This window comes from Achromobacter marplatensis, assembly GCF_049060505.1.
In the GTDB taxonomy this organism is placed as follows: Bacteria; Pseudomonadota; Gammaproteobacteria; order Burkholderiales; family Burkholderiaceae_B; genus Achromobacter; species Achromobacter marplatensis_A.
The window spans coordinates 282,759-304,395 of the sequence record NZ_JBMGRB010000008.1 but is presented as its reverse complement, the minus strand read 5'-3'; the positions used below and the strand labels follow the sequence as shown (position 1 = coordinate 304,395).

14 protein-coding genes are annotated in these 21,637 nt (G+C 65.3%); 5 read left to right on the top strand and 9 right to left on the bottom strand.

Annotation, left to right across the window (positions count from 1 at the left end):
• Positions 1 to 27: 27 nt before the first annotated feature.
• The 3 genes from pbpC to clpS all read right to left on the bottom strand — a co-directional run bounded on the left by pbpC (position 28) and on the right by clpS (position 7,937).
• Positions 28 to 2,247, bottom strand: coding sequence for a penicillin-binding protein 1C (pbpC, locus tag ACI0FO_RS20995; RefSeq protein WP_416029787.1), 2,220 nt, complete (start codon positions 2,245 to 2,247; stop codon positions 28 to 30).
• The gene (locus ACI0FO_RS20990; protein ID WP_416029861.1) at positions 2,244 to 7,391 is read right to left on the bottom strand and encodes an alpha-2-macroglobulin family protein; all 5,148 of its coding nucleotides are present in this window, start codon (positions 7,389 to 7,391) and stop codon (positions 2,244 to 2,246) included. Before ACI0FO_RS20990 ends, pbpC begins: the two co-directional genes overlap by 4 nt.
• Positions 7,392 to 7,622: 231 nt before the next feature.
• Positions 7,623 to 7,937, bottom strand: a complete 315-nt coding sequence (gene clpS / locus ACI0FO_RS20985; RefSeq protein WP_006220276.1) for an ATP-dependent Clp protease adapter ClpS — start codon at positions 7,935 to 7,937, stop codon at positions 7,623 to 7,625.
• A gap of 226 nt (positions 7,938 to 8,163) precedes the next feature.
• Between clpS and ACI0FO_RS20980 the strand changes: the two genes are divergently transcribed.
• Both ACI0FO_RS20980 and ACI0FO_RS20975 read left to right on the top strand, forming a co-directional pair.
• Entirely contained in the window at positions 8,164 to 8,409 is a 246-nt protein-coding gene (locus ACI0FO_RS20980) for a cold-shock protein (protein ID WP_006220277.1), read from the top strand.
• A gap of 94 nt (positions 8,410 to 8,503) precedes the next feature.
• On the top strand, positions 8,504 to 9,019 hold the full coding sequence (locus ACI0FO_RS20975) for a DUF192 domain-containing protein (RefSeq protein ID WP_416029785.1): 516 nt from the start codon (positions 8,504 to 8,506) through the stop codon (positions 9,017 to 9,019).
• Between the two features lie 111 nt (positions 9,020 to 9,130).
• Here ACI0FO_RS20975 and pcaF read toward each other — a convergent pair whose 3' ends face one another.
• From pcaF to xseA, 6 genes are all read right to left on the bottom strand, one after another.
• On the bottom strand, positions 9,131 to 10,336 hold the full coding sequence (pcaF, locus tag ACI0FO_RS20970; protein WP_105556335.1) for a 3-oxoadipyl-CoA thiolase: 1,206 nt from the start codon (positions 10,334 to 10,336) through the stop codon (positions 9,131 to 9,133).
• 162 nt (positions 10,337 to 10,498) lie between these two features.
• Positions 10,499 to 11,926 carry a chloride channel protein gene (locus tag ACI0FO_RS20965; protein ID WP_416029783.1) on the bottom strand — a complete coding sequence of 476 codons (1,428 nt, stop codon included), beginning with the start codon at positions 11,924 to 11,926 and terminating at the stop codon, positions 10,499 to 10,501.
• A gap of 115 nt (positions 11,927 to 12,041) precedes the next feature.
• On the bottom strand, positions 12,042 to 13,733 hold the full coding sequence (locus tag ACI0FO_RS20960) for a methyl-accepting chemotaxis protein (protein ID WP_416029781.1): 1,692 nt from the start codon (positions 13,731 to 13,733) through the stop codon (positions 12,042 to 12,044).
• A 283-nt stretch (positions 13,734 to 14,016) separates the two neighbouring features.
• On the bottom strand, positions 14,017 to 14,595 hold the full coding sequence (sodB, locus tag ACI0FO_RS20955; RefSeq protein WP_105556338.1) for a superoxide dismutase [Fe]: 579 nt from the start codon (positions 14,593 to 14,595) through the stop codon (positions 14,017 to 14,019).
• Between the two features lie 142 nt (positions 14,596 to 14,737).
• The gene (locus tag ACI0FO_RS20950; RefSeq protein ID WP_416029779.1) at positions 14,738 to 17,710 is read right to left on the bottom strand and encodes an ankyrin repeat domain-containing protein; all 2,973 of its coding nucleotides are present in this window, start codon (positions 17,708 to 17,710) and stop codon (positions 14,738 to 14,740) included.
• A 97-nt stretch (positions 17,711 to 17,807) separates the two neighbouring features.
• On the bottom strand, positions 17,808 to 19,175 hold the full coding sequence (gene xseA, locus ACI0FO_RS20945; protein WP_416029778.1) for an exodeoxyribonuclease VII large subunit: 1,368 nt from the start codon (positions 19,173 to 19,175) through the stop codon (positions 17,808 to 17,810).
• 353 nt (positions 19,176 to 19,528) lie between these two features.
• Between xseA and ACI0FO_RS20940 the strand changes: the two genes are divergently transcribed.
• The 3 genes from ACI0FO_RS20940 to lpxK are packed head-to-tail and all read left to right on the top strand — an operon-like array spanning position 19,529 to position 21,602.
• A complete protein-coding gene (locus ACI0FO_RS20940; RefSeq protein WP_416029776.1) occupies positions 19,529 to 20,152 on the top strand; it encodes a MotA/TolQ/ExbB proton channel family protein in 624 nt (207 codons plus the stop codon).
• Positions 20,149 to 20,562: an ExbD/TolR family protein gene (locus tag ACI0FO_RS20935; RefSeq protein WP_006225461.1), complete on the top strand. Its 414-nt coding sequence runs from the start codon at positions 20,149 to 20,151 to the stop codon at positions 20,560 to 20,562. The genes ACI0FO_RS20940 and ACI0FO_RS20935 overlap by 4 nt, the downstream gene beginning before the upstream one ends.
• On the top strand, positions 20,559 to 21,602 hold the full coding sequence (lpxK, locus tag ACI0FO_RS20930) for a tetraacyldisaccharide 4'-kinase (protein ID WP_416029773.1): 1,044 nt from the start codon (positions 20,559 to 20,561) through the stop codon (positions 21,600 to 21,602). The genes ACI0FO_RS20935 and lpxK overlap by 4 nt, the downstream gene beginning before the upstream one ends.
• The last annotated feature ends 35 nt before the right edge of the window (positions 21,603 to 21,637 follow it).

Sequence of the window (21,637 nt, the reverse complement as noted above, 5' to 3'; positions counted from 1 at the left end):
AAATACACGATTCATATTCTATGCCGATCATGGCGTAACGCCAGCGATTTCAAAAACCACTCTATCGTGGCGGCCTTGTGTATCCATGACGGTAAGCGTATACCGGCCGTCTTGCGCCAGCACCAATTTAAACGGATGACTCGACGCGCCGTGATTCACCACGCGCCCGTCAAGCATCCACCATACTTCGCCTTCGGCGCCCTGCACATCTACATCCAGCGCCACCTGCTTGCTACCGGGCACGGGCCGCAATACCGAACCGTTCGCCACGCCACCCAGGCGCAAAGGCCCCTGCGTGGCATCGGTATAGCCGGCAAATGACGGCGGCGCCGTATCATTCAGCAGCCAGGCCGCGCGCTGTTCAGGGCATTCGCCCCCGGGCACGCTGCCCAGCCGGTAACCCAATGGCCAACATGTGACTGCCGCCTGCACCGTTTCGGGCCGGCTGCGCACCTGCTGCGCCCCTTCCGGTAACGCCGCCACAATATCCTGCAGTAGCGGCGCCGCCACATTCGCCCCGAAAAATCCGGGGTTCGGCGTGCCATCCGGGCGACCGACCCAGACGCCAAGCGTCCATCTGTCGGTCACTCCAATCGCCCAGGCGTCCCGGAATCCGAAGCTGGTCCCGGTTTTCCAGGCCAGCCGACGGGCCGGGCTACCCGACTGGTAGAAAGGCCGGTCGGGATGCCCGCCGCCCTCCAGGATATCGCGGACGATCCAGGCGGCTCCAGCGCTCATCATACGGGACTCGATCCGAGGCTGCTCCGCCCGCAGACGCGGCCGGCCGGAGATTCCGTCCCGGGCCAGCGCCCGATAAGCGCCGACCAGTTCTTCCAATGTGGTGCCACCCCCGCCCAAAATCAAGCTTAAATTCGGTGCCGCACCGGCAGGCAAACGTAACCGGACACCGCCCGCTGCCATCACCGAGGCGAAACTGACGGGTCCGACGCGGTCCAGCAAGTCCACGGCCGGCACATTCAACGACCGCTGCAGCGCTTGCGACACACTGATCGGGCCCGAAAAAGCCGCCTGGAAGTTGCCCGGCGCGTAGCCGCCGAACGACATGGGGGCGTCGATCAGCAGGCTTTCGGAATGGATCAGGCCTTCATCCAGCGCCTGCGCATACAAAAACGGCTTCAGAGTAGAACCCGGCGAACGCACGCCGCGCACCATATCCACATGGGAATAACGGGTATCGTCGGAAAAATCTGCCGATCCTGCGTAAGCCTTAACCTCCAGCGTGTCGTTGTCCATGACCAGAACAGCCATCGACACCTTGGGCGGGAGGCTATCGACGCGATCCAGCAACATACGTTCCACCGATGCCTGCATATCCGCGTCCAGCGTGGAAGCCACCAGCGGCGGGCGATCTCCCGGACGGCGCTTGGCCGACCGGCCGCCCGCCTCTTGCAGTAGCCGCTGCGCGGCAAGCGGCGCCAGCCAACGCGACCGCAACGGCGGCGCGATCACGGTCTCGATCTTGGCGTCGGCCACCTCGGCAGGCGTCCAACGGCCCAGTTCGGCCATCCGGTCCAGCACTTTGTCGCGGGCGGCCTGGGCGGCTTCGGGATGCCGGTCGGGCCGCAAGCGGGACGGCGCCTGCGGCAAGGCGGTCAGCATGGCGGCCTCGGCCGGACTCAGGTCGCGGGCCGGCTTGCCCAGCCACAGCCGCGACCCCATTTCCACGCCCTCAACGATCCCGCCCATCGGCGCATGCGTCAGATACAGCGACAGGATCTCGTCCTTGCTGTAGTGCATTTCCAACTGCACGGCGCGCCAGGCTTGGCGCAATTTTGCCGACATCGACCGCGACGGCTTGCCCGCCAGCTGCGGATCAATCAGCCGCGCGACCTGCATCGTCAACGTGGATCCGCCCGACACAATGCGGCGGTTGGTGGCCCATTGCCAGCCCGCGCGCGCAAGCGCCACCGGGTTCACACCCGGGTGCCAGTAGAACCAGCGATCCTCATAAGTCAGCAAGGTGTCCAGATAGCTGGGCGACACCTGAGCCGGCTTGACGGGGTAGCGCCAGATGCCGTCCCGGCTGGGATAGTTGCGCAGCGGCGTGCCGTCGGCGGCGACGACGACGGCCGCCCCGCCCGAGTCAATGGCGGGAAGCGGATACAGGCGGTCCAGCACGAATAACAACGCGGCCAGCGCAAACAACACGCTGGCCGCGATGATGCCGCGCCGCCGCCAGCGACGAGCGCGCTGGGCGCCCGTCGCGGGGGTGGCGGCGGCGGTCAAGGACGCTTGGCGCCGCGGTCGCGGATTTCGACCGTGCTCCATTGCTCGCCCACGCCCCGGATTTCGGGACGGTACATGTCTTCGGCCACCGTCGACGGCACCGCATAGCGGCCCGGGGTCACGACACGCACCAGATAGAACACGTCAACCTTGCTGCGGCCCAGGGACACGGCAGCCACATAGCGGTCGTCGCGGAACTCGCGATGCTTGATGTTGGAATCCGCCATGGCTTCCGCCACGCGGCGTCCGCCGATCGTCCATTCCTGCATCTCGGGGCTCTGCGACAGGTTCAGGTTCTCGACTTCGAAGCCCGCGGGCACGCGGTCCTCGATCAGGGCATCAGGGATGCTCTGGTTGGCCGAGGCCTGCACCCACACCACCAGCATGTCGCCGGTCTGCAACGTGCCGCCGTCCCACGGCTTGCCGTCCGGACGGTACCAGCCACGCTTCAACTGGATGACGTCGTTGCGCGGCTTGGGCGCAACGGTCGGGCTGCCCTGGATGTCGTATTCCACGAACAGCGATTGCGAACCGGTGTTGACCAGCTGCGTATTCGCCAGATCCGCTGCCGACAGCGCCACCATCTGGTCGCTCTTGCCGCCGTCCAGCGGCTTGCGCGCGCCATTGACGGTCAGCGAGGCTTCCCACGGCGTGCCCTTGTCGCCGCCGACCGCACGGGCGGCCAGCAACAGCGCCATCCGTTCCTGCGTCGACAGGTACGAGCGATTGCCCAGACGCGCCGTCAATTGCGTCATCAAGTTTTCAAGGCGGTCGTGCTTCAAGCCGTACTGGTTCGCCAGCGCATACGCCAACGCGTAGTCGCGCACGCTGCTGCCGTAGTCGCCCAGCCATTCGTCGTAGTAGGCGTTGTAGTTACGGCGCGGGAACCCGTATTCACGCGTCATCGCGGCGTCCAGCGCGGACTTCATGCGCCCTTCGTCGCCCATCAGCTTGAACGCGGCAGCCAGCTGGATCAGCGGCAGCGGCGAACGCGCGCGCTCCTGGTAGTTGTCGAACAGCTGGCGCACGGTCGACAGCGGCGCCTTCTTGTCGCGCGCCAGCGCCAGCACCGCGGTCGACAGGCCGGCAAAGCGCCGATGGTCTTCACGCAGGATGTTGGCGTCGCTGCCGTCGATGCGGCCAGCCTCGACGTTGCGGCGCAGGTTCACGGACCACGTGCCGAAACCGTTCGACGTCTGTTGCACTTGCTCCAGCAGCCACTGGCGCGACCGGTCCAGCGTGGCTTCGGGCACTTCAAAGCCCTTGTCGCGCGCGTCCTGCAGGAAACCGACCGCATAGGCCGTCAGCCAGACATCACGCGAGGTAGAACCGCTCCACAAGTTGTAGGAGCCCACCGCGTTGCGCATGCCCGACAGGCGGGCAATGGCGCCCGAGACCTGAGTCGCGCGCTCGACTTGCGTGCGCGGCTTCAAACCGAACTGCTTGGCGACATCTTCGTCGATCAGCACCCACGGCAAAGCGCGGCTGATGGTCTGCTCGGTGCAGCCATACGGATAGGCGAGCAGGCCTTCGACCAGGCGGTTCACATTGAACGGCGGACGGTTCGACACCGTCATGCTGATCAAGGCCGAGTCCGGATAGTATGAAGACACCCACGACGCCTGCGGCGAATTGGATTCGCCCGGGTTCAGCCTTACACGGCGCACTTGCCGTTCGCCGGCATAGGCCGGCTGCACTTGCAGCACGGACTCGCGCACGATGTGCACGGGCTTGCCAGCGCCCTGCCCGTCGACGGTCAGGCGCATCAGGCCCAGGCCGTAGGAACCCGTGGTGGTCGCATTGAAGCGCAAGGTCGTGCGTTGCTTGTCCTTCAGCGTCAGCGTGCGAACGCCATCAGGAATCGCCAACGGGTCCAGCGCTTCCAGCTTGACCGTGATCTTCTGTTCAGCCCCGCTCAGGTTGGTCACGTCCAGCGCAATCGCGGCCTGGTCGCCCGGGGTGATGAAACGCGGCGTGTTCAGCTCGGCCACGATTGGCGCCGCCACCACCATTTCGGTGTCGGTGCTGCCGTAGTTGTCAGCCGTGAACGCCACGGCCATCAGGCGCAGCGTGCCGTTGAAATCGGGCAGGTCCAGCGGGATATCCGCTTCGCCTTGCGCGTTCAGCGTCACCGGGCCGGAGAACAGGTCGACCAGCTTGACCTTCTTCGGCAGGCTCTTGCTGTCGCCGCGCATGGCGGCGTCGCCGCCCCACTTCAGCTTGCCCTTGGTGCCGTCCATCTTTTCAATCAGCTTGCCGTACATGTCCAGCAATTCGGGCGCGTAACGGTGCTTGCCGAAGAAGAAGTCCAGCGGATCCGGCGTGGCGTACTGGTTGATATTCAGGATACCCACGTCCACCGCGGACAGGGTCACCGTGGCCTGCTTGCCCTGGGCGCCGTCCACCTTGACGCGCACAGTCGTCTTGTTCTCGGGCACGGCCTTGGGCGGCGCGGACAGTTTGACGTCCAGTTTGCGATCTGCACTGGCGATCGGCAGGAACGCCAGGCCCAGCGCGCGCGCCGGCGTCACGCGGTCCCCTTCACTGCCAGGACGGAACACGGCAGCGGCCACGTACAGGTCGTGACGCTTCCAATCCTTGTTGATGGGGATCTCGATCTGCGTGCCGGTCGCCTTCACGGCCACCCACGTGGACCACAACATGCGGTCGCCTTCAACAGTGACCAGTGCCTGGCCATCGTGCGGCGGGGTCAGCGTGACTTTGACGGTGTCGCCCGGCTTGGCCGGCACGCCTTCAAGCTTCATCTGCACGCGGTCCGGGCGGTTGCCCATCGCATCGGCGTCCTGCGCGTTCCAGCCCGCATAGAAGCGGTAGCGCATCGTCTGGCCCGTTTCCGGATCGCTCAGTTCCAGACGGTAGCGCCCCCACTTGACCGGAACGGTCAGTTGAGCGCGGTCGTTCAGCGCGATCTCGCGCGAATCGACCAGCTCATCGGTTTCGGTATAGCCGCTGTTCCAGCCGCGCTGGTCGTCAAACCGCCAGTAATACTGGCGCTCTTCGCGGAACAAGCGCATCTGGGCCTGGGCCAGCGGTTCGATCTTGCCTTGCGCATTTGCCCGGATCACCTCAAAACCGGCCGGCGCGCCTTCGCGGGCCACGTCACGATCAAATTGCGGACGCACGCCGATCAGCTTGTCGGCAGGCCAGACGCTGCGCTCGATAGAGCGCACCACCGGGCGGCCGCCGGATTCCAGCAGGCTGGCCGACACGCGAACCTTCATGGGCGAATGCGTGCCGGACGTGTTCGGGTTGACCTCGACCTGGGCATAACCCTTGTCGTCCAGCGCCGCCTCGGGCAATTCGCCAAAGGTGCGACGCGAATCGTCGGCCACATCGCCGAAGATAAAGCCCGGCAATTGCTGCGCCAGGGCGAAGCGGTCGCGCTTGACCTGGAAGGTCGACAGCAGGCGGTTGCCCGCGGCGGGCGCGCCATACAGATAGTCGCCCTGCACATTCACGGTCAGTTCTTCATCGGGCGACAGTACCTCCTGATCGGAAGTCAGCGCCATTTTCATGCGCTCGGGCAGAAATTCCTCAACCTGGAATTTCCACGACGCGTCAGGCGCGCGCGAGGTGGGGTCCACGCGCAGTTCAAGCAGCCACGAACCGGTCTGCGCATCCAGCGGCAGATCGATCGCGCGTTCAACATAGCCCACCAGATCTTTCTTGGGCTGCCACAGGGTCGTCTGCACCACGCGGCCGTCGGGGCGTTTGATCGTGGCGGTCAGCGGCGCCGGCGTCAGCATGCGGCCGTCCAGGTCGCGCGGCAGCACCGACACGTTGAACGTTTCGCCCGGGCGGTACAGGTTGCGGCCTGCATAGACAAACAGATTGTTCGGGCGCGAAACATGGCCGCCCGTGTCGAACTCCGACAGATCCAGCGCCGGTTCCGCCAGCGCCAGCACGGTCATTTCCTTGTCGCGCGAGGCGCGGATGACGCGCGCATTGGTGAAACTGCCTTCGAAACGGACGTGGCCTTGCGCATCGGCAGCGGCTTTGGCCAACGATTTGCCGGCACCGTCCACCAGTTCGAACGTGGCGCCCGAAATGGCCTGGCCGGTTTTCAACGACACGGAATAGGCTTCAATGCGATCGGTGTAGCGGCGGGCATGCAAGCCGATATCGCTAACGTAGAAGTACGTGACCTGGTATTCGTAGCGGAAACGGCCAGGCTGGCTCATCACCGCGATATAGATGCCGGGCTCTTGCAGTTCCTTCACGCCTTCAACGGGCAGGAACGTCACATGGCGGCGGTTGGGCTTGTCGTCCGTCAGGAACCGACCTTGGTAGACGCTGGTCGTCAACGAATTCAGACGGTCCAGGTCCCAATTGCTGACCGAGCCCTTCAGGCTGCGATTGTCGGAATAGCGCCAGCCGTCTTCCTCGTCGTATTGGCCGCCATCGTCGTCGTCGGCCTCTGCAGCCGTGTTGCGGCCGATGCCCAGGACAGATTCAAACAGTTCCGGCACGCGGTCCGGCGCCACGCGCAGGAATTGCACGTCAACTTCGGACACGTTGACCGTTGCCACGGGCAAACCGCCATTCTGGCCGGCCGGCAGCACGACGCCACGGCTGGCGAAATAGAACGACGGCGGCATGGCCTGCGTGTTGACTTCGCAATTCGACGCTTCAGCCAGCACGACCTTGTCGCCCACGCCGGGCAGGCCCGAGCGCACCGTGATCGCGTATTTGCGCTGCGGTTGAACGTAGGGGAAGTACACCATGCGCGGGTTGTCGCCCACGATCCAGTTGCCCTTCACGATCTTGCCCTTGGGCGCGGAGTCGCCCGGCTTGACCGAGGCAGGCTGATCATTGGGGGACGCGGACGATTCGCTATCCTGATCTTCCTTGCCGGAGATGGCGCCGACATCGGTTACCTGAAGGAAGGCATCCAGATTGGCCTTGCCATCCACCGGCTGCGTGAACGTGACGGACAGCGACAGCGCGTCGTTATATTGGCGCGGTTGGCACGTCAGCGCGGCAAAGGGGTCGGCCGACCCGACCGTCGCGCTGGCCGGCAGCGCGGGTTTATCGCCCGAAGCGGGCGCGGCCGCCGGATTGGCCGCAGGGGAGGATGCGGCGGGCGCGGGGGCCGGTGCGACCGCCTGGCGGTCCTTACCCATCCACCAGCCCGCGCCGATGGCGCCAGCCAGCACCACAACGCCGGCTACCGCCAGCCAGGTCTTGCTTATCTTTCCACTCACGGCAAACCCCTCCGCCTACTCAAATTCAATGCTCCTTTGCGGCGGAGCTGCCGACCAACAAGTCCGCGCGCTTCCCGGTACGCGGATACTACTTTCCTGCAAATTGCGGACAGCACAACGCCGCCATCGCTGGCGGCGCTTCTTTAGTTATTAAACGGGTTCCATCACGCATTGAAGGGGATGCTGGCGCGCCCGCGCATACTGCCCGACTTGGGCAATGCGGGTCGCGGCGAGATCGCGGGGATACACCCCGCATACTCCGCGCCCTTCGTGGTGCACTTGCAGCATGATCCGCGTGGCCTCTTCGTGATTCTTATTGAAGAACTTTTGCAGGACTTTCACGACGAATTCCATCGGCGTGTAGTCGTCATTCAGCAACAGGACCTGATACATCGGAGGCGGCGCGGCGCGTGCCGGTGCCTTCTCGACGGCCAAATCATGCTGGGTATCCAAGGTAGAACTCATAGGGCGGCTATTCTATTTAAACTGGGGACGCCTAACGTGTAACTTACGCAAAATTACACGCAGAAATACGTAGTTTCCATACTTGACGAGGCGAAGAAAAGCAGCGCATTATCAGCGCATTCTGGGGTTTTCAACTCATCGAAAATCTGCCAGGAAGCCGGAGGGGGGACAGGGGTCTTGACCGCGATGCCCTTCTGTCAACATACGATTCAATGAGGCAGTCCGCATGTCTGATACGACCGCAACCGCCGTCCAAGGGGACAATCCCAAATCGACGGGCACCGTCAAATGGTTCAACGATGCAAAGGGGTTCGGCTTCATTACGCCCGACGACGGCGGTGAAGATTTGTTCGCCCACTTTTCGTCCATCCAGATGAATGGTTTTAAAACCCTGAAAGAAGGCCAGAAAGTGGCCTTCGAGATCATTCAGGGGCCCAAAGGCAAACAGGCGCTTAATATCACTGCTGCCTGAGTTACCCTTAAAGTGCAACGGTAAGGTTGCGCCATTAATTCAGGCGGGGCTTTCGAGCCCCGCCTTGTTATTTTCCCTAATACCAAGCCAGGCCATGCTGAAGAATGCTGTGTTGTTCCCTGTCAGTCGCACGTTGTTCAAGACAGCGTTCTTTAAGTCAGCAGTACGGAAAGCGTTATCTGCTTCGGCAATCGCCGCGACCGCGCTGGCCTTGAGCGCCGGCGCGCAAGCACAGACCGGGCCCCAGGCGCCGTTGCCGACCACCCAGCTTTCGGCGGGTATCCATATTATCCGCGCAGAAGTCGCCAATACGGATGCCACGCGCCGCGACGGACTCATGTTCCGCAAAGAACTCCCCGGCAACGAAGGCATGCTGTTCGTGTTCGAACAGCCCGACGTGCAGTGTTTCTGGATGCGCAACACGCTTCTGCCGCTTTCGATAGCCTTTATCGCCGACGACGGCACGATCGTCAATATCGACGACATGGCGCCCCAGACCGAAGACCCGCACTGCGCGAAGAAACCCGTGCGCTACGCCCTGGAAATGGCCCAAGGCTGGTTCGCCGAGCATGGCATCAAGGCGGGACGGAAAATCGACGGCCTGCCCTGAGCGGCGCCATCCCGAGGCGGCAGCCCCCGCCCGGAAGCAACAAGGGAGCCCCGCGGGGCTCCCTTTTCATTCCCTGCCTGAAAAACGGCGGGAAAAAACAACACTTTTGCGTTAGACGCGCTCGATGATCAGCGCGATGCCCTGGCCCACGCCGATGCACATCGTGCACAGCGCGTAGCGGCCACCGGTGCGGTGCAGCTGGTTGATCGCGGTGGTGGCCAAACGCGCGCCGCTGGCGCCCAGCGGATGGCCCAGGGCGATTGCGCCGCCATTGGGGTTCACGCGCGGATCGTTGTCGGCCAAGCCCAACTGGCGCATCACGGCCAGGCCTTGGGCGGCGAAGGCTTCGTTCAATTCGATCACGTCCATCTGGTCGAGCGTCAGGCCGGTCTGGGCCAGCACCTTCAGCGTGGCGGGCGCCGGGCCGATGCCCATGATGCGCGGCGCGACGCCAGCAGTGGCCATGCCGACCACGCGGGCGCGCGGGGTCAGGCCGTGACGGGCAGCGGCCTTTTCGTCGGCCAGGAGCAGCGCGGCAGCGCCGTCGTTCACGCCCGACGCATTGCCGGCCGTGACGGTGCCGCCTTCACGAACCACGCCCTTCAGCTTGGCCAGCGATTCCAGGCTGGTCTCGCGCGGGTGCTCGTCTTTGGCGACGATGATGGCATCGCCCTTTTTCTGGGCAATCGATACCGGCACGATCTCGGCGTCGAACACGCCTTCCTTTTGCGCGCGGGCCGTCTTTTGCTGGCTGGCCAGCGCGAACAAGTCCTGGTCTTCGCGGCTGATCTTGAAATCGTCGGCGACGTTCTCGGCGGTCTCGGGCATGGAGTCCACGCCGTATTGCGCCTTCATCAGCTTGTTGATGAAGCGCCAGCCGATGGTCGTATCGAAGATGGCGGCATTGCGCGAGAACGCGCTGTCGGCCTTGCCCATGACGAACGGCGCACGGCTCATGCTTTCAACGCCGCCCGCGAGCATCAGGCCGGCTTCGCCGGCGCGGATGGCGCGGGCGGCAGTACCGATGGCATCCAGCCCCGAACCGCACAGGCGGTTGACGGTGGCGCCGGGGACTTCGATCGGCAGACCGGCCAGCAGGGTCGCCATGCGGGCAACGTTGCGGTTGTCTTCACCGGCCTGGTTCGCGCAACCCATGATCGCGTCGTCCAGCTCTTCCCAGCGCACGCCGGGGTTGCGCGCCACCAGCGCCTTGATAGCGACGGCAGCCAGATCGTCGGGGCGCACGCTTGCCAGCGCGCCGCCGTAGCGGCCGAAGGGGGTGCGGATCGCATCACAAATAAAGGCATTCACGGTCATGAGAAGCTCGGAGTGAAGTGAGAAAAACGGGATCGCCCGATGTTAACGCAGCGATTTTCGCGCCAAATTGGTGCAAGCCGATCATGTCCGCTACATGGACAATGTCCAGTAGGTGTTCACCCTGATCGTGCATCATGGACGCACGGTTCCGGTGCATGGCGATTACGGCGTACGCGATTTTGCGCCCGCGGGACTCGCTTCCATGTCGGCTTTCACGGCGCGTCCGGCGTCTACGATGGCCTGCCGGCGAAAACGCCCCGCCGCCAGGTGATAGAAAGGTTGCGGGCAGAACTGGCGCGACACGCCCGAGGCCAGCAGCGAACCCACCAGCAGCCAGAACAGCATGGGTTGGCTGCCCGTCATTTCCATGACCACCACGCTGGCCGTCAACGGCGCCTGCGTGGCGGCGGCCAGGAAGGCGGCCATCGACACCAGCACCAGCACGCGCTGGTCGACGCCCTCGCCCGCCAATTCCCAGATGTGCTGGCCGATGCCGGCGCCGGTGGTCAGGGCCGGCGTGAAAATGCCGCCGGGAATGCCCGCCCAGTACGAGGCCACGGTGGCCGCCATCTTGGCCAGGCCAAAGCCGACGGGCGCCGTATCGTGGCCCGACAGCAGGTCGGCCGCCACGCCGTAGCCCGTGCCGTAGACGCTGCCGGCGGTACACAGCCCGATCACGGCCAGGATCAGCCCCATGACGAAGGCGGTCCAGATGGGATGCGCGCGAATCCAGGCGCGCCATGCGGCGGGCGCGGCGCCCGCCGCACCCTTGCCCAGCAGGCGCGCGAAGATGCCGCCCAGCGCACCGTTGATGGTGCCGCAGACAATGATCCACATGACCATGCCATGCGCCAGCGGCGCACCACCGAACACGCCGAAATACGGGTTATTGCCCTGCACCGCCACCACCAGAAACCCCGCGGCCAGCACGCCGATCAACACCAGCCGCTGCCAGCGCAGCACCGTGCCCCGGCCCAGTTCTTCGATGGCGAAAATGACGCCGGCCAGCGGCGCATTGAACGCCGCGGCAAGCCCGCCCGCGGCGCCTGCGGCGATCAGCTCGTTGGCGTGAAAGCCGCGCAGCTGCACGCCGCGTCGCTTCCAGAAGTCGCCCCAGGCCAGCATCAGCGCGGCGCCGACTTGCACCGACGGGCCTTCGCGGCCGATCGACGCGCCGGCCAGCATGCCGAAGAACGCCAGCGGGATCTTCCACAGGGCTTGCGCCAAAGACACCAGGCTGCTTTGGCTGGCGCCGGGCGGTAATGACAACGCGCCGATGACTTGGGGAATGCCGCTGCCCGACGCATTGGGTGCGAAGCGCAGGGTCAGCCAGCGCAAACCGGCCAGGCTGAACGGCAGCACCAGCAACGCGAGCCAACCGCTATGGCCAACCCACTCCCGATTCCAGTCCAGCGCCTTGTCGGCAAGATAGGCAAAGCCCAACGACATCAGGGCCACCAGGCCCGCGCCCCCCAGCAACAAGAGCATTTGGAGACTCTTGCGCGACAGGCGATTGGCTTGGCGCACTTTGCGGCGCATCAGGCGGCGAACGCCGGCGGAGATCCGGCGAAATGAATCAGTCAGGCTCATGGGCTGCGGGCAGGCGGCAGAAGGTGGCTAACCTTACCATTCCAACCTGACCCGCAGCCCACAACCGGCATGGCGCCGGGCAGGACAACCGTCGCCGCATTGCGCGGCGGCGCGCTTAGAACGTCGACCAGTCGTCGTCGGACGATTGCGCCAGCGCCGGGCGCGCCGCCGATGACACCGGCTTTCTCGCCGTGGCCGGCACGGCCTGCACCAGCCGGGCTTGCGCTTGACGCACTGGCGCGCCGCCTGCGTCCACCTTGAATCGGCGCACTTCCTGCGCCAAACGGGACGCCTGCTCTTGCATGCTGGCCGCGGCCGCGGCGGCCTCTTCCACCAGCGCGGCGTTCTGCTGCGTGACCGTGTCCATCTGCGCCACGGCCTGGTTGACCTGGCCGATGCCCGAGGACTGTTCTTCCGACGCGCTGGCAATCTCTCGCACCAGAACGGCGACTTGGCGCACGCTATCGACTACTTCGCGCATGGTGCGGCCGGCTTCATCGACCTGGCGCGTGCCGCCTTCGACACGCGTGACGGACTCGTCGATCAAGGCCTTGATTTCCTTGGCCGCCACGGCGGAACGTTGCGCCAACGTGCGCACTTCGCCAGCCACCACCGCAAAACCGCGGCCCTGCTCGCCGGCGCGCGCCGCCTCAACGGCAGCGTTGAGCGCCAGAATGTTGGTCTGGAACGCAATGCCGTCGATCACGCCCGTGATATCGGCGATACGGCGTGAACTGTCGGAAATGGCGCTCATGGTCTGCACCACGCCTTCGACCACTTCGCCGCCGCGCACCGCAACCGTCGATGCCTGGTTGACAAGGCGGTCGGCTTCGCTGGCGTTGTTCGCGTTTTGCTGCACGGTGCTAGTCAGTTCTTCCATCGACGCCGCGGTTTCTTCCAGCGACGACGCCTGTTCTTCCGTGCGCTGCGACAGGTCGGAGTTGCCCTGCGCGATCTGCGACGAAGCCGAGGCGATGCTCTCACAGCCATCGCGCACATCCGCGACGATGCGCGCCAGGCTGTCGTTCATCGCCTTCAGCGCGCTCATCAGGTCGCCGGTTTCATCCCGGGTGGACACTTGAATGTTCGTCGTCAGGTCGCCTGCGGCGACTTGGCGCGCCGCGTTGACGGCCTGCTCCAGCGGGCGCACGATACCCCGTGTCACGAGCCAGCCCAGCAGCATGCCGATAGCCACGCCGGCCACCGCCAGCCCGATCATGACCGCGCGCACCGCGCCGTACAGATCCGTGCCCTCCTGTACGGATTGCGCCGCGGTCTTCTCCTTGCCCACCGCCAGGTCGGTCATCAAGTCGTCCAGCTTCTGCGACGACGCGATCACGCGCTTCTCGATTTCCGCCACGCGCGGATCCGTCTGCGTCAGCGATTGCGATTGCGCGGCGGCAAAGAACGCCTCCGACTCGCGCTTCCAAACCTGCTCGGTTTCCGTGAATTGGGCCAACAAGCGCTTGCCCTCTTCCGCATGGAAATTGGCAGCCGCTTTGTCGCGCAACACGTCCATGGTCTTGACGGCATTGTCGAATTGCTTCTTCAACGCCTGGCGGTCCTGATCGCTTGTGGCGGCCAGATAGCCGCTGCGAGCGCGGCCCGCGTAGATCAGGTTGAGATTGGCTTCCTTCAAGTCCGAGATGCCGCGCAGCTCGGTGTCGTAAAGCCGGTCGTTCATTTCATTGATGCGTGACAGTCCCCACACGCCAAAGGCCCCGATGGCGCCGCCGATCAACGCGACGAGCAAGAACGCGCCCGATAGGCGCGCCCCGATGCGCAAGCCCGAAAATAACCGCAACATGCTTCCCTTCCCTATAGATACCCCGGTTTATGGGCGGCAGGCCGCGGTCGTCGGCGCCGGGGTTCAGCCGCAGACTGGTGGCAACAATAGCGGCACGGGATTCTAGGGAAAACCCTAAAGAAAAGGATGTTTTCTCGTCATTTCCCCACAATGAATTCGACAATCGACAGGATTTTGAAAGCTGAATTTCTCCTGAACAAAAAAGAAAAACCCCTCGGGCGGGCGAGGGGTTTCTCTTCAAGCGCCGCGGAGCTTGCTCCGCGGAATCTGGCAACTTTACCGATCAGGCAAAGTTCTTGGCGGCGAACTCCCAGTTCACCAGCGCCCAGAAGTTTTCCAGGTACTTGGGACGCGCGTTGCGGTAGTCGATGTAGTAGGCGTGTTCCCAGACATCACAGGTGATCAGCGGCTTGTCGGCCGTGGTCAGCGGAGTGGCGGCGTTGCTGGTGTTGACGATGTCGACCGAACCGTCGGCCTTCTTGACCAGCCACGTCCAGCCCGAACCGAAATTGCCGGCTGCCGACTTGTTGAACGCTTCCTTGAAAGCATCAAAGCTGCCCCACTTGGCGTTGATGGCATCAGCCAGCTTGCCCGACGGTGCACCGCCGGCCTTGGGAGCCAGGCTGTTCCAGTAGAACGTGTGGTTCCAGATTTGAGCGGCGTTGTTGAAAATGCCACCCGAGGATTTCTTCACGATGTCTTCCAGCGACAGCGTTTCGAATTCCGTACCCGGGATCAGGTTATTCAGGTTCGTGACGTACGTCTGGTGGTGCTTACCGTAGTGGAACTCCAGCGTTTCCTTGGAGATGTGCGGAGCCAGCGCGTCCAGTTCGTAAGGCAGGGGGGGAAGAGTATGTGCCATGTGTTGGTTCCTTCTGTTGAGTGCACGATCAAGCCGTTCAATTGTATCGGCAACTAATGAGGATACCTTGTTAAACCCGTGCCTGCGCGGGGTTAACGGACACATGAGCTAATGACTTTGGCGTGTCTTGTTTTTGTAAACGCTACTCTTTCTCGTATCGCAATTCCCGACCGCCGTCCGACTCGACCAGCGCGCCGTCTTTGTGCAGCGTGAACGTTTTGTGCAGCGGCGTTCCCGCAGCGGATTCGGGCACCGTGACATCCACGCGGATAGCCCGCGTGGCGGCATCGATCTTGCTGACGTCCACCTCGTGCCAACGCGCGCCCGAAGGCAGCGGCACGAATACAGCCAAGGCCTTCAAGGCCCCTGGCGCGATCGGCGCGCTGACACCATCCAAGCCTTCCGACTGGCGCGGACCGCCGCCAAAGTCTTCGTCGGCCGAGGACATTGCCACATCGATCTTCACGGGGCGGTCGCGGTAGTAGACGCGCACCGTCAACTGGCCGGGCTCGGCCGGCCGCGTATCGGCGCGCACGCCAGCGATCGCGGTGAACGGCGCGATCGGCGGCGTATCCAGGAATACCTTCCGGCCATCGCTGCGCCAGGTGCCGCGAGCCACGATATCGACCGCGCCATACGTCATCATGTAATCAAAACGGCCATCTTCCGACAACAGGATTTCACTGCCCACTTCCCGCATGCCGCGCAGCCAGTAGTGCCCGGGCAGGCCGGCGGCGGCTTTGCTGGACGCCTTGGCGCCGCCGCGCTTGTCGGGCACGGCTGGCGTGGCGGTGTCGTCAAAGCGCGCGCCATAGCGCTCCAGCAACGCCCGCATGCCAGGTTGTCCAGTTTCCCTCGCAACCCCGGCCGGCGTTCGGCCCGCGGCATCCGCCGAATCCGGACGAGCACCCGCCGACAGCAACGCATCGGCCAGATCCCGGCGACCTAGCTGTATCGCCACGTTCAACGGCGTATCGCCATCGTCCTGCGGCGCATCCAGATCCGCGCCCGACGCCTTCAATTGCCGCAGCAACTGCACCACCGTCGCGTGGCGCGCTACGATCAATTGGCGGTCGTGCAGCAACTGCGACACGATGCGTTGCGGCAACGGCGCGGCGTCGCGCGCGCACGCATTCGGCGTGCCGGTGAAACCTGCTGCTTGCAGTTGGGCGAAGTATCCCGGCTTGTCCAACAGGTTGAATTCGCCGCCCTCGGGCAAGCAGGCATCCGCCACGGCTTGGCCCGTGGCCTGACTGATTCGCCGGACTAGCGCCATATCGCCCGAGGCCACGGCGGCGTTCAACAAGGCATACGGCGCCGGCGCGCGCGGCAACCGTGGATCGTCCAGCCTGGCGCCCGCGCGCAGCAAACGATCCAGCATCGCGGTGTCCTGCCTGCCGATCAGCCAATACAAGGCGCTTTCACCGTCGGCCGCAAGCCCTGCGGGGTCTGCTCCCTTGGCCAGCAGCGCATCGACGACCGGCGCCTGACCCGACGTTACGGCCAGCAACAGCGGCGGCTCGGCGCGGCCGCGCGCCTCGCCAGCGGCGTCCGTCTTGCCAGCCTGTCCGGCCTTGGAATCAACCGGCACGCCGGCCTCGATCAACATCAAGGCCAATGCCCCGTCGCGGTTTTCCAACGCCTGCCGGATCGCGCCCGCCCCCAACGTCTTCAAGTCGAACCCGGCATCGGCGAATTGCCGCAGCGTTGCCGCGTCACCTGCTTGCACCGCGACGTCGACCGCCGACTTCGCGTCGTAGCCTTCGCGCTTGGCCATGGGATCCGCGCCTGCCGCCAGCAGCATCGTCACGGCGGCGGTCTGGCGAGCCTGAACCGCATCGGCCAGCGGCGTATTGCCGTATTGCTCCTGCGGATCGCCGTTGACCGGCGCGCCCAGCGCCAATAAGCGTTGCAGCGTCCGCACGTCTCCGCGCAGCGCGGCAAGGTTCATGATGGGCCGCATCGTCGTTTCCAGTTTGCCAAAAATCAGGTCCCTCGACCCGGTCTGCGGGCCGCTCTGCGCGAACGGCATGCCGGCGCGCAGCAATTGCGTCGCAATTTCGGGGTGGCCGCCTTCCACGGCGGCTTGCGCCGCATCCAGCCACACGTCGCGCTCGCCGCTCTGGCCGTAACCCGTTGCGGGAATATGGCGCGGGCCCAGCGCCATCAGCACCGGCACGGCGCCGCTGTTGCCCAGATAGCCCGCCAGCGCCAACGCGGTCAGGCCGTCTTCGTATGCCGGCTTGGTGCCCGTGGCAGCCAGCGCGCGCAACGGCTCCGCGCCCTCGGTCATTTCCACCATGGGGCCCCAGGCCAGGTAATCCGCGACGTCGGGCTCGACACCCGCATAGGGCTTGGCCGCGCCCGCCTTGAACAAGGCCAGCACCATCTGCGTCATGGACGCGCGATCCACCAGGCGAGGCAGATAAGTCATCCGCACCGCGAACTCGAAATCGCGGTTCAGCAGGAACTCCAGCGGCGTGCGGTTTTCGTCCCCGTGCTGATCCGGCTTGGCGCCCGCCGCCAACAGCAGGTCCATGATGGCGGGCGTGCCGTACAGCAGGGCCAGGTGCAACGGCGGACGGCGCGACGAGTAGGTCACGTCATCCAGCGCCGGCTTCGTCGCCAGCAACGCAGCCAGCATGCGGATGCGGGCCGGCAGGATCGCCTGGTGAGCCTTGCGGATGCGCGCGGCGTCTTCCGCCGTAATGCTCCAGTAGACGTCCGGGGCACGCAATGCGCGGGGCGGCATCAGCAACGCATGCAGCAACGGCACGCCGTCCAAAGCGTAGTCGCCCGGGCGGTCCACCTGAGCCAGGGCCGCCAGGAATGCTGTCTCGTCGCTGGCGCCAACCGCGGAGAAAAGCGCTGCGGTCGGCGGCGTATCGGCGTCTTTGTATTCCCGATAAGGCGAATCGCAATCGCAGGCATTGGGCGCCTGGCGTACCGCCTTTTCCGCTGGACTGGGTTCGACCCGCGTCGGGTCGGCCTTCACGCCTTCCGATTCCACGGCCGCCACGGCTGGCGCGGTCTGCGCCACCGCCACATGCCCCGACGCGATCGCCATTCCGGCCAGCACGCCCGCCATCCAGTCCACGCTTTTGTAGTGCCGCATTGCCTCGCCTTGGGTTGCATCACCTGGGATTGCGGCGAAGGAGTCCGCACCGCCCTCCTTCCTGGCCGGGCGGCCGGATCGCCGGCCGGCATTCACGTCAGTTGACGTCGCGCGTCTTGCGGGTTTGCAGGACGGCGACCTGGGCGCCGCCTTGCGCAAAGCTCAGGTCCAATGGCTGTCCGGCCGCCAAAGCCGCCGCGTCGCGCACGATACGGCCGTCGGCGTCGCGGGCGATGGCATAGCCGCGCGACAACGTGTTGCCCGGGTCCAGCGCCCGCAATTGCGCCGTGGCCGCAGCCACTCGGTTGCGGTTCTGGACCAGCAGACGCGCATGCGCCTGGCCCAGTTGACGCATGGCCCCTGCCAGACGGTCGGCGGCGCGGCCGGTATCGGGCACGCGGTGCGTCAAGCGCTGGGCCAGCAGGTTGACCCGCGCGGCGCGCCTGCCTTGCGGACCGGACCAGGCCGAGGCCAGGCGGAAGCGCAAGCTGTTCAAACGTTCCCGCTGATGTTCCAGGCGCTGCGCCGGCGACACCAACTGGCCCGCCGCGCGGTCCAGGCGTTGGGCGGCGCGTTCCAGGCGGCGCTGCTGGCCGCGCGCCATCGCCTGGGCGGTCTGCATGACGCGGCCCAACAATTCGGAACGGGGGACGCAAGCCAGTTCGGCGGCTGCGGTGGGGGTCGGCGCGCGCACGTCGGCCACGAAGTCCACGATGGTGAAGTCGGTCTCGTGCCCGACGCCGCTGATCACGGGAATCTCGCTGACCGCGACCTGACGCGCCAGATCTTCGTCGTTGAAGCTCCAAAGGTCTTCGATACTGCCCCCGCCGCGCACCAGCAGCAGGGTATCGACCTCGGCGCGCTCGTTAGCAATGCGGACCTGGGCCGCCAGCCGGCTGGCGGCATCGGCGCCCTGAACCGGGGCCGGATAGATGATGACGGGCACCTGCGGCGCGCGCCGGGCAAGCGCTGACAAGACGTCCCGCAGGGCCGCCGCGTGCAACGAGGTCACCACGCCGATGGCGCGCGGCAAACGGACCGGATCGCGCTTGCGGGCGGGGTCGAACAGCCCTTCGGAGGCCAATTGCTCTTTCAGGCGCAGAAACGCTTCATATAGGTTGCCCAGCCCGGCCCGGCGCATCGCGTCAGCCTGCAACTGGTAGTCGCCGCGGGGCTCGTATAGGGAAACCCGGGCCCGGATTTCGACCTGGTCCCCCGCCCGGGGCACGAAGCCTACAGCGCTGGCGCGGCTGCGGAACATGACAGCACGCACCGAGGCCCGGCTGTCCTTGAGCGTGAAGTACCAATGCCCGGAAGCCGCCGCGGTGAAGTTGGAAATCTCTCCGCGAACCCATATCGCCGGAATGCTGCGCTCCAACAACTGCCCTACTGCTTGGTTCAGCTGGGCAACTGTCAGGATATCCCGCGTAAATACGTTGTTTGTGACTGCAAGTTCAATTGTCATAAGGCTTTCCGATGCGTACCTGTCCACAGGGCATACGTAGCGGGGCGCAATGATACCGCGTCCACCATTTTTTGCAGCAACGGCCCAGACAGCCAGCAATCTCCGTGCAATCCGTTGATTTATATGAGATTTTTACACAAGCGCCGCTGCGCTAATTTGAAGCAAACAAGCGCAAGCCCTGTGCCCACAAGCCTTCCGGCAGAGTTTTGCACAGAATTATCCACAATTTCTGTGGATAATTCCGGGGTCAACCCGCCTTGCCACAACCCCGCCGCACCGTTACAGTTTCGGCTTGATCAGATGCCGATGCGCACCATCCCGCGCGCCTTGGCTTCCCCCGGGAGTTGAACGCTTTGCTTTCCATTTTGCGCGAGGCCGGCTGGCCTATCTGGCCCTTGCTGGCGACATCCGTGCTGGGTCTGGCGCTGATTTTCGAGCGCTTTCTCTCCCTGCGCCGCAGCCTGATCCTGCCCCGCGGCCTGAACGAGCAAGTGGCCGACATGCTGCGCAATCACCAGGACACCCCCGAAGCGATCAATCGGCTTGAACGCAACTCGCCGCTGGGCCGCGTGCTGGCAGAAGTGATGCGGCACCGTCACCTGCCGCGCGAAGAACTGCGCAACGTGGTCGAAGACGCCGGCCGCGCGGTCGCCCATGACCTCAGCCGCTACATTCCCGCTATCGGCACCATCGCCGTCGTAGCCCCCCTGATGGGCCTGTTCGGCACCGTGGTCGGCATGATCGAGATTTTCGGTTCCTACACGCCTGGCGGCGGCGACCCGGCGCAATTGGCGCGCGGCATCTCGATCGCGCTGTACAACACCGGTTTCGGCATCCTGATCGCCATTCCCGCCATGATCGCGCACCGCTACCTGCGCAGCCGCGTCGACGGCTACCTGAGTTCCATGGAGCAGTCCGCGTCGCGCCTGGTTCGCGCGGTGTCCTCGGCGCCGGCCCCTCGCGAGGGCCGTTCATGAATTTCCGAGGCTCCCGGGGCGACCGCGATGAGCTGGACATCAACCTGATTCCGCTCATCGACGTCCTGCTGGTCATTTTGATTTTCCTGGCGGCCACCACGTCGTTTGCACGTTTCACGCAGCTGAAGGTGACGTTGCCCCAGGCCTCGTCCGAACAAGACACGCCGCCGGCGCTGGAAGTCGCCGTCAGCCAGGACGGGCGCTACGCCCTGAACGGCACCCTGATCGACGTTTCCACGCCGCCTGAAATCGCGGACGCCCTGCGTCAGGCCGCGGCCGGCAAACCCGAACCCCTCGTCGTCATCAACGCCGACGCCCAAGCCACCCACCAATCCGTGATCAACATCATGGAGGCCGCCCGGCTGGCCGGCATCGGCCGCGTCAACTTCGCCGCCCAAACCTCCCGGTGACCACAACGCGCCCTTCTGCGTCGCTGCTGGCTCGCCAGTGGCAGCATGGCGGTTGGCTTTCGAGCCTGCTGCTGCCCCTGTCCGCGCTGACCGCGTGGGCGGTGGCGCGCAAGCGCAGGCAATACCTGGATGGCTCCCGGCCCGCTTACCGCGCCCCCGTGCCGGTGGTGGTGATCGGCAATGTCTACGTGGGCGGCACGGGCAAGACGCCAATGGTGATCGCCACGGTCGAAGGCCTGCGCGCGCGCGGCTACACGCCGGGCGTGGTCAGCCGCGGTTACGGCGTGAAAATCGGCCCGGCCGCGCGCGTCGGAACCGGTGCGCTTGAGGCCGCCCGGTACGGCGACGAACCCGCCCTGATCGCTCGCGCCACCGGCGCCCCCGTTTCGGTGCACCCGAAACGCGCCCTGGCAGCCCAGGCCTTGCTGCAGTCCCACCCCGAGGTGGACGTGATTGTGTCCGACGACGGCCTGCAGCACCTGGCGCTGGCGCGCGACATCGAAATCGTGGTGCAAGATGAACGCGGCGTGGGCAATGGCCGCCTGCTGCCCGCCGGCCCCTTGCGGGAACCTGCCAGCCGCCTGCACGACGTGGACGCGGTGGTCACCAATATCGGCACGCCCGACGGCCGCCCGCCCGCCATTGGCGCCGCACGCCCACGCCAGGTGCGGATGTGGCTCGAGCCGGGAGCCGCGCGCCAGATCGAAGGCGGCGCCACGCGCCCGCTGTCCGCCTATGCCGGGCAGCCCCGCATCGCTGCCGCGGCCGGCATCGGCAACCCCGAACGGTTTTTCACCACATTGCGCGCCGCCGGCATCACGCTGGCCGCGACGCTTCCCCTGCCCGACCACCACGACTACGCCGATTCGCCCTTCCGGGCGATGACGGCCGACGCGATCCTCGTCACGTCAAAGGACGCGATCAAGTGCTCCGCCTTGCGCGACACCCGCTTGTGGGAGGTCCCGGTGCAAGCCGCGTTCTCGGACCCGCAACTGTTCGATTGGCTGGCCGAGGCCCTGCGCCAGCGTGCCCCCGGCTAGAAGACGGTGGGCGCCCGGGCGGACCCCCCCGTGCC